This is a genomic window from Dapis hubbardiae BLCC-M172, from assembly GCF_050016015.1.
Classification (GTDB): domain Bacteria; phylum Cyanobacteriota; class Cyanobacteriia; order Cyanobacteriales; family Microcoleaceae; genus Trichodesmium.
On record NZ_JBNHEQ010000211.1, the window covers coordinates 48,279 to 55,687 of the forward strand.

A 7,409-nucleotide genomic window follows, 5' to 3' on the forward strand; every position below is an offset into this window, starting at 1 on the left:
TTTGTAGTGTTTTCTGATTTTGGTAAAAAGCTTTTACAAAAATAGTTTCAGCATTTGCCAAAAAGCTCTTTTGAATAATAGATTTGGTATTAGTTTGCTCTTAATTTCCACACCCTAAATTTATTACTAGGTTCTAATTATAGATTCTTACTTTGTAATTTTGTCTTAAAGGAAGTAATTTACCTTGCTAAAAAGTCTGGAAATTGCTTATTTATATAGCAATCCTATTTTATTTGTGTATAAAAATCTTACCGCTTTTAGGGAACACTTAACTGGGGTGAGTTTCAGTTTTTTTATCTACTTTTTGATTTTTCAAAACCTATTAAGGATTGCTATAATTGTTAGTTTGAAGTGCTAGTGTAAGTATCCCACAGGAAATGCTTACATTATTAATTTGATATTTTCATGGAAGTAGAGAATAGGCTAATTAATTGATAATGAATAATGGAGAATTACCTCTTTAACAATGGATAATAAAAACTATCTCTAATTATCAATTATTTATTATCCATTATAATTTATAGGTATATCCCAAATAATTTGGCTTACTTACTTAACTTAACCACCAAATATATAATTAATTTTACTTGACTACTTATATATATTACTTTTTAGCTAAAAGCCCTATGAGCTTTTTCCATTTTCTACGTCACTTTAATTCTGCAACATTGCGGGAAGTTTTAAACCGCGAAAATAGGCAGCGATTTTTAGATTTATTAACTCCAATCGCTAAAAATGCTTATAGAGTATTATTGACGATACTAAAAATGATCGTCAAGCACATATTAAAACGAATAATTCGCTTTTTTGAATTCATTTTTCATCTAAACTTTCAGACTATTAAGGAAGTATTTAGTTGTGCAGGAAAACAAAGATTACCAGGTTTATCAGCAGAGATGGCTTATAATGCTATGCTTGCTTTATTTCCTGCTTTATTAACAATAATTTCTGCAATTGGACTATTTGAATCTTTAAGTTTAACCCTTTTAAAAATGGGAGGTTTACTAATAGATATACTGCCCAATCAAGTGCAGTTTTTAATTAGTTGGGCTGTGGATGAAATTCAGCGTTCTCCGAACAAAGAAATATTTTCTTTCAGTTTTATTGGTTCGATTTGGATATTTTCTAGTGTACTTAGTTCTGCTATGGCAGCTCTCGATCAAATTCATCAAGTTCCGATTGAGAAAAAACGACCTTTTTGGAAAGCAAAATTAGTTTCTTTAGGGCTAACTATTGGAACTCTAATACTATTAATTATTGCTTCTGGCTTAGTGTTAGTTAGCGATTTAATTGTAGATATGATTGCTCGGCAAAGTTGTTTATTAGAAACTCTACCTAATTGTCCTCCCGATCAAGTGGCTAATTGTTTATTTGAAGAACCTGTTGATAATTGTGTTTTGAAGTCACAATTATTAGAAACTTGGAGTCAATTAAGATGGCCGATTACTTTAGGAATAGTATCAACAGCTTTTGCTTTTGTTTATCGTTTTGGTCCGAGTTTTAGAAGGAAAGGTACGCCGATTATGCCTGGTGCAATTATATCAGCATTAATGTGGGCAGGAGCTTCTAATTTATTTCGTTTATACGTTTTACATTTTGGCAACTATAACCGAACTTATGGAGCTATTGGTACTTTTATTATTTTATTATTGTGGTTATATATTAGTTCATTGGTAGTGTTAATTGGGGCACAATTAAATGTCACAGTAGGGGAGGCAATGGCAAGGGAAAGTGAAGTTATGGAGCAATAAAGTTCAGTTCAAGATTTTTTGCAGAAGGAGGAAGGAAGAAGAAAGAAGAAAGAAGGAAAGTACATGAATGTACAGGTTACTTAAGGATTTTTTTTGTAGTTCCGTAATCTCAATATCTACTCTAATGATTCTATATCTTAAATGATTCTATATCTTATGATTTTCCTTCTTATCTGAACTTTATTAAGTTATAGAGGGGGAAGAAGAGTATTAGGAAAGATGGCAAAAAGGTTTTAGTTAGCGTGGTCTTTGTAAGAGACTAATTACACCAGTGGTTATGGATAGAAAAATTAGAAATAAAAGCACTCCTCCTGGTAAAAATGAGAGAATTTTCCACCCTCTTAGGAGCCATATTATTAGGGTAATAATAGTGAGAATGCCACAAATGTAGGAAAATTGGGGAATGAGAAAGTTATAATTTTTGCTCATTGAGTTTAGCTCTATGAATATAGTGATAATTAGATTATGTCAAATTTATGAGGAAATAGTAGATAAATTTTAAGTATCATCTACTTAACTCCTCACAGACGAAATTAATTTTGATAGTTTTTTGTATTAACTGAAGATTAGATATAGAGTTTAGCTATAGGTTATAATATTAGTAATAGCTTGGAAGCATAAATGAGGCTATGTGAGAGTAAGTCATTTTTTCTCAATCATTTTTTATCTTTAAACAATTTGACATCTAATAGTTAATTTACTATATAACTCTAAAATTTTCAGGTATCAAAATGGGATTTCTTTTTTTTCACTCAGCACAAACTGATAAGAATGCGAATTATGACAAAGGCAAGCTCTTTGAAAACCTTCTTGCTCAATATTTAGAAGCTACTGGTTACGATATTAAAACAAGAATAAAAAAAGAGGGACTAGAATATGATTTAAAAGGAATTCATCGAGTAAGTGGGAATCAAGTAATTGGTGAAGCAAAAGCATTTAGTCAAACTATAGAAAGTAAAGAGTTTAATGCTTTCTGTGGAAAGTTTATGTCATTTTGGAAGAAAGATAACTCTAGTCGAGGTCTTTTTCTTTCTACAACTTCGCTGACAGCAGAAGTTAACAATTACTACCAAGAAAACTACGCTGAAGAAATAAAAGTATTTTCTGGGGAAGAGTTACTTAAGAAAATTATCAAAGAATTAAAATTACCAAATCCAGAATCCCTAGAAAAGCAGATTCAGTCTAGAAGTTTATATCCTTTATCTTATCATTTACTCACTACAGATTATGGTATATTTTTTGTATATATAATAGCATCATCTGAATCTGCTACTGCGTCATCATTTGCTATTTTTCGAGACGATAGTAGTTGGCTGAACGATAAAAATTATCTTGAATTAATTCAACAAAACCTTCGAGAATTACAAGGTTTAGAACCAGTTATAGCAGGGAATTCATTCCATAATTTTACTACTACTAGAATAATAAAGTATGGTTTGGAAGTAGGTGAAGGTTGGTTTGATTATAAAGCTCCTGCAGCTCCAGAATATTTTATTGGTAGACGTGAATTAATTGAAGATATAAAAGAGTATATTAGTTTAGGGAAAGACCCACAAAACACTTTGCAAATAAAGAGTCGTTCTGGTGTGGGAAAAAGTTCTTTACTCGCATATCTAAATAGGTGTTTTGAAGAGCAAGGATATTTGACAGAGTTACATGATGCAAGAGATGTAAAAAATACTTTTGACCTTTATTATTTGGTTCAAAGATTTACACAATCAAAATGGCAAGCATCTGACCACAAAGGAGTTGAAAAGCAACTGCAAGAGTTAATAGATAGACTCAATAAAAATCAACGTGGGATTTTTATGGTCGATCAATTTGAATCAATGTTTAATAATGATGAATTATTTAATAGCTATGAAAGTTTGATTACTATTTTTAGTGATTTTAAACCGAAGCTGTTTATTCTGATAGGTCGGAAAGATGATTTACTAACTTACCATGATAATAAAATATCTCTTGAGAAAATTAAGCAACTTTCTAAAATTTATCCATTGCATGACTTTTCTGAAGCAGAGGCAGAAGAACTAATTAATAAAATTAATGAAACATCAATCAAAAAAATTAATAATGAGGTTAAGTCATTTATATATGACTTTTCTGATAAGTTTCCTTGGCTAATTAAGCGAACTATAACTCATTTAATTTCCTATTATGAAAAACATCAACAAATTCAAGGAGACTTATTTGATACTGGTCTAGGTTTAAAAGAACTTTTTGATGAAGAACTAGAAGAATTGGATGAATTAGAAAAAGGTTATCTTTTGAGAATAGCACCTAAACTGCCTGCGACTGCTTCTGAACTTCATAAAGAATTTGATGAAGATACATTACTACGAAATGTTCTTGATAAATTAACAAAAAGTAGAATATTAAGATTGTTTGGAAATACATACGATACATATAATGATGTCTTCAAAGAGTATCTAGGTGGAAAGTTACCAAAAGTTTACCAAGCATTTACATACCGTCTTCACCCAAAAGGAGTTCTTGATTTTTTCTATAATTTAATTCAATATAATAAAGCTCAGTATAGTGAATTACGTTTTTCAAATGAGGAAATTAAAAACTTATACTTAAAGCAAAAACCTAAAGGTAATAATCACACAGTTAATCATCTAAAATACGATCTAAAACAGATAGGTTTGTTGGAACAAGATGGTGATGAATTTGTAATCTCCGAAACTGCTATTAAGATTTATCATAATCGTGATTTGGGTAAGTATGTGCAAAGTAAGTTAAAAAATAATGCTATTGTTATAGAATTATTAGATATAGTTAAAAAAGAAGGTTCTTTTTCCTATTCAGATTTACCACAATACTTAGAAAATAAACTTAGATTTAGAAAAGCTGGAAAAAATACTTGGTCTTCTCATGCAAAAAATCTCAGAGCATGGTTAACAGATTTTCTAATTTTGATAGAAGACAAAAAAAGCAAGAGATTAATTTTACCCACAGTTCAAAAAGTAGTGAGGAAATAGCAGAAAATTTAGCTAATGTTGAGGAGATGTTTACTGATAGAAAAAACAATACCTCTCAAAGAGAAATTTTCTTACCTAGAGTCAATTGGGAAGATATAGAAAAATTAGCTGAATATTTATTAGAGGATAAACAAATACCTCAAGATAAAGAAGGTAAAAAATTACAGAAAGCCAAAAATCAATTAATTGCTATATCTTTAGTCGATAGTAAAACTAATAGATTAAATTTTGATTCTATTGAAGAGCTTAAAAATAAAGTCAAAGGAAAGTTAGAGAAAGCTCCTTATAATCAAGTATGGGAAGCAGCAGTTAGAGATGAAAAACCAATAAAAGTTATGAGACATCTTCTAGAAAATAAATATAGTGATAGTACAGTAAAAAGTCGTTTAACTATAATGCTTAACAGGGGAAAAAAACTAGGAATAATAGCAGAAAAAACATATCGTCATTGATGAATTTACTTCAACATTTTTTTGAGGTTGATGGCTATATTTAGATTACTATCAAGTGATTTAGTCTTGGCGATCGCCTCAAAAAGAAGATTATTTTAAACAATCGTATAATTACGAAAATTACCAATAAATTTAACTCCTATAAATTCAGATCTGCATAACCATTATCTAAATATATATAATGATACTTTAACACTTTTAATCTATCCAATTAACAGCAAGCGATCGCTCACAAAAAAAATTATTTCGATAAAAATATAATGGCTATATCCAAATCAATTCCTCAAATTATCCTCCTAATACTTATTTCCATTCTTATAAAATTTTTTTGAATAGAGTTTCAAGGATTTAATTTGAATGCTATTTATGTTTAGATTAATTATCAATGTCTGAATCCTTACATTACTCAAAAAAAAATTAATTCCGATAAAAATATCATGTCTATATCCAAATAAATTTCTCAAATTATCCTCCTAATACTTATTTTCATTCTTATCAAAAATATTGAGAATGGAACCTCAAGTATTTAATTTGAAGACTATTTATGTTTACATTAATTATCAATATCTGAATCTGAGCGATGTAGCTAAAGCTAGGCTTTGCTACGCACATGAAACGCCAACGCTCAATCACAAATAATTTCAATCTCTATCAAAATTTCATGTCTAAATCAAAATCAATTTACCGAATCATCCTCTTAACACTAATTGCAATTTTCACCACAATTACATTAGTATTAGCCTCTAATCAAATTAGCAAAACCCCACAAAAAACAGAAATTCGTGGTGTTTGGATAACCAATATCGACAGCGAAGTTTTATTTTCCACTACAGCAACAAAAGCATCAGTTAATCGTTTAGCAAATCTCAACTTCAACACACTTTATCCAACTGTTTGGCAAGGAGGTTATACTCTCTATCCTAGTCAAGTAGCACAACAAGTATTTGGCAAATCTTTAGACCCTACACCTGGTTTACAAGGGCGAGACTTTTTACAAGAAATTATTAGCGAAGCAGATGAAAAAGGTTTAACAATTATTCCTTGGTTTGAGTTTGGTTTCATGGCACCAGCAGATTCAGAATTAGCAAGATTACATCCTAATTGGTTAACTAAACGTAGGGATGGAACTACTATAAAAATGCAAGGCAAATATCCTAGAGTTTGGCTTAATCCTTTTCATCCAGAAGTACAACAATTTATCTTAGATTTAGTCATGGAAATTGTGACTAAATACGATATAGATGGAATTCAATTTGACGACCATTTTGGCTTACCTGCTGAATTTGGTTATGACGATTTTACAGTTAAATTATATGAAAAAGAACTTCCTGGTTTATCACCTTCTGACAATTATCAAGAAACTTTTTGGGTGCGTTGGCGAGCAGATAAAATTAATGATTTTGTAGAGCGAATTTCTAAAGAAATAAAAGCAATAAAACCAGACTGTATTATTTCTGTATCTCCTAATCCTTTGCACTTTGCTTTACCTGCTTATTTGCAAGACTGGTTGACTTGGGAAACAGAAAAATGGATTGATGAAATTGTTTTACAAGTTTATCGTCCTGATATTAAACGTTTTATTAATGAGTTGGAACGAACAGAGGTTAAATTAGCTAAAAATCATATTCCTTTTGCCATTGGAATTTTGAGTGGTTTGAAAAATAATTCGACTCCCATAACAACAATTGAAGAACAAGTAGAAGCTGTGCGTCAGAGAAATTTTGCCGGAGTATCATTCTTTTTCTATGAAAGTTTATGGAAGTGGGGAAAGGAATCAGAAAATATTAGAAATGGAACTTTGGAGGAAATCTTTCAGGGAAAGATTTCAAGACCACATATATCTAGCTAAAAGAAAGAAGGAAGCAAATTTTTTTGCTCTCAGATAAACACTAGAGTCGAAAAGGTAGAAATTTTCTCTGACTTTTTCCTAAAGAAATAAATCAAGTAGAGAAATTTTTGCCTTTCAGATAAACACTAGAGTCGAAAAGGTAGAAATTTTCTCTGACTTTTTCCTAGAGAAAGAATTCAAGTAGACAAATTTTTTCCTTTCAGATAAATAGTAGAGGGGTAAAGATAGAAATTTTCCCGACTTTGGGGAGGGAAAAACTAGAGGTAGTCAATTTTTGCCTTTCAGATAAATAGTAGAGGGGTAAAGATAGAAATTTTGCCGACTTGAGGGAGTGGAAAAACTAGAGGTAGTCAATTTTTGCCTTTCAGATAAA

Annotated in this window: 4 protein-coding genes; all 4 read left to right on the forward strand. The window is 30.3% G+C overall.

The window, feature by feature from the left end; genetic code table 11:
* Positions 1-626: 626 nt before the first annotated feature.
* The 4 genes from ACP6PK_RS19575 to ACP6PK_RS19590 all read left to right on the forward strand — a co-directional run bounded on the left by ACP6PK_RS19575 (position 627) and on the right by ACP6PK_RS19590 (position 7,036).
* Positions 627-1,751, forward strand: coding sequence for a YihY/virulence factor BrkB family protein (locus ACP6PK_RS19575; RefSeq protein WP_426561884.1), 1,125 nt, complete (start codon positions 627-629; stop codon positions 1,749-1,751).
* A gap of 731 nt (positions 1,752-2,482) precedes the next feature.
* Positions 2,483-4,735, forward strand: a complete 2,253-nt coding sequence (locus tag ACP6PK_RS19580) for an nSTAND1 domain-containing NTPase (protein WP_426561886.1) — start codon at positions 2,483-2,485, stop codon at positions 4,733-4,735.
* A gap of 26 nt (positions 4,736-4,761) precedes the next feature.
* Positions 4,762-5,187 carry a hypothetical protein gene (locus ACP6PK_RS19585; RefSeq protein ID WP_426561888.1) on the forward strand — a complete coding sequence of 142 codons (426 nt, stop codon included), beginning with the start codon at positions 4,762-4,764 and terminating at the stop codon, positions 5,185-5,187.
* A 661-nt stretch (positions 5,188-5,848) separates the two neighbouring features.
* Entirely contained in the window at positions 5,849-7,036 is a 1,188-nt protein-coding gene (locus ACP6PK_RS19590) for a glycoside hydrolase family 10-like protein (RefSeq protein ID WP_426561890.1), read from the forward strand.
* The last annotated feature ends 373 nt before the right edge of the window (positions 7,037-7,409 follow it).

What these genes read in the sequence shown, in the direction of transcription:
- ACP6PK_RS19575 (WP_426561884.1), top strand. Translation starts at nt 627, where the DNA reads ATGAGCTTTTTCCATTTTCTACGTCACTTTAATTCTGCAACATTGCGG.
- ACP6PK_RS19580 (WP_426561886.1), top strand. Translation starts at nt 2,483, where the DNA reads ATGGGATTTCTTTTTTTTCACTCAGCACAAACTGATAAGAATGCGAAT.
- ACP6PK_RS19585 (WP_426561888.1), top strand. Translation starts at nt 4,762, where the DNA reads ATGTTTACTGATAGAAAAAACAATACCTCTCAAAGAGAAATTTTCTTA.
- ACP6PK_RS19590 (WP_426561890.1), top strand. Translation starts at nt 5,849, where the DNA reads ATGTCTAAATCAAAATCAATTTACCGAATCATCCTCTTAACACTAATT.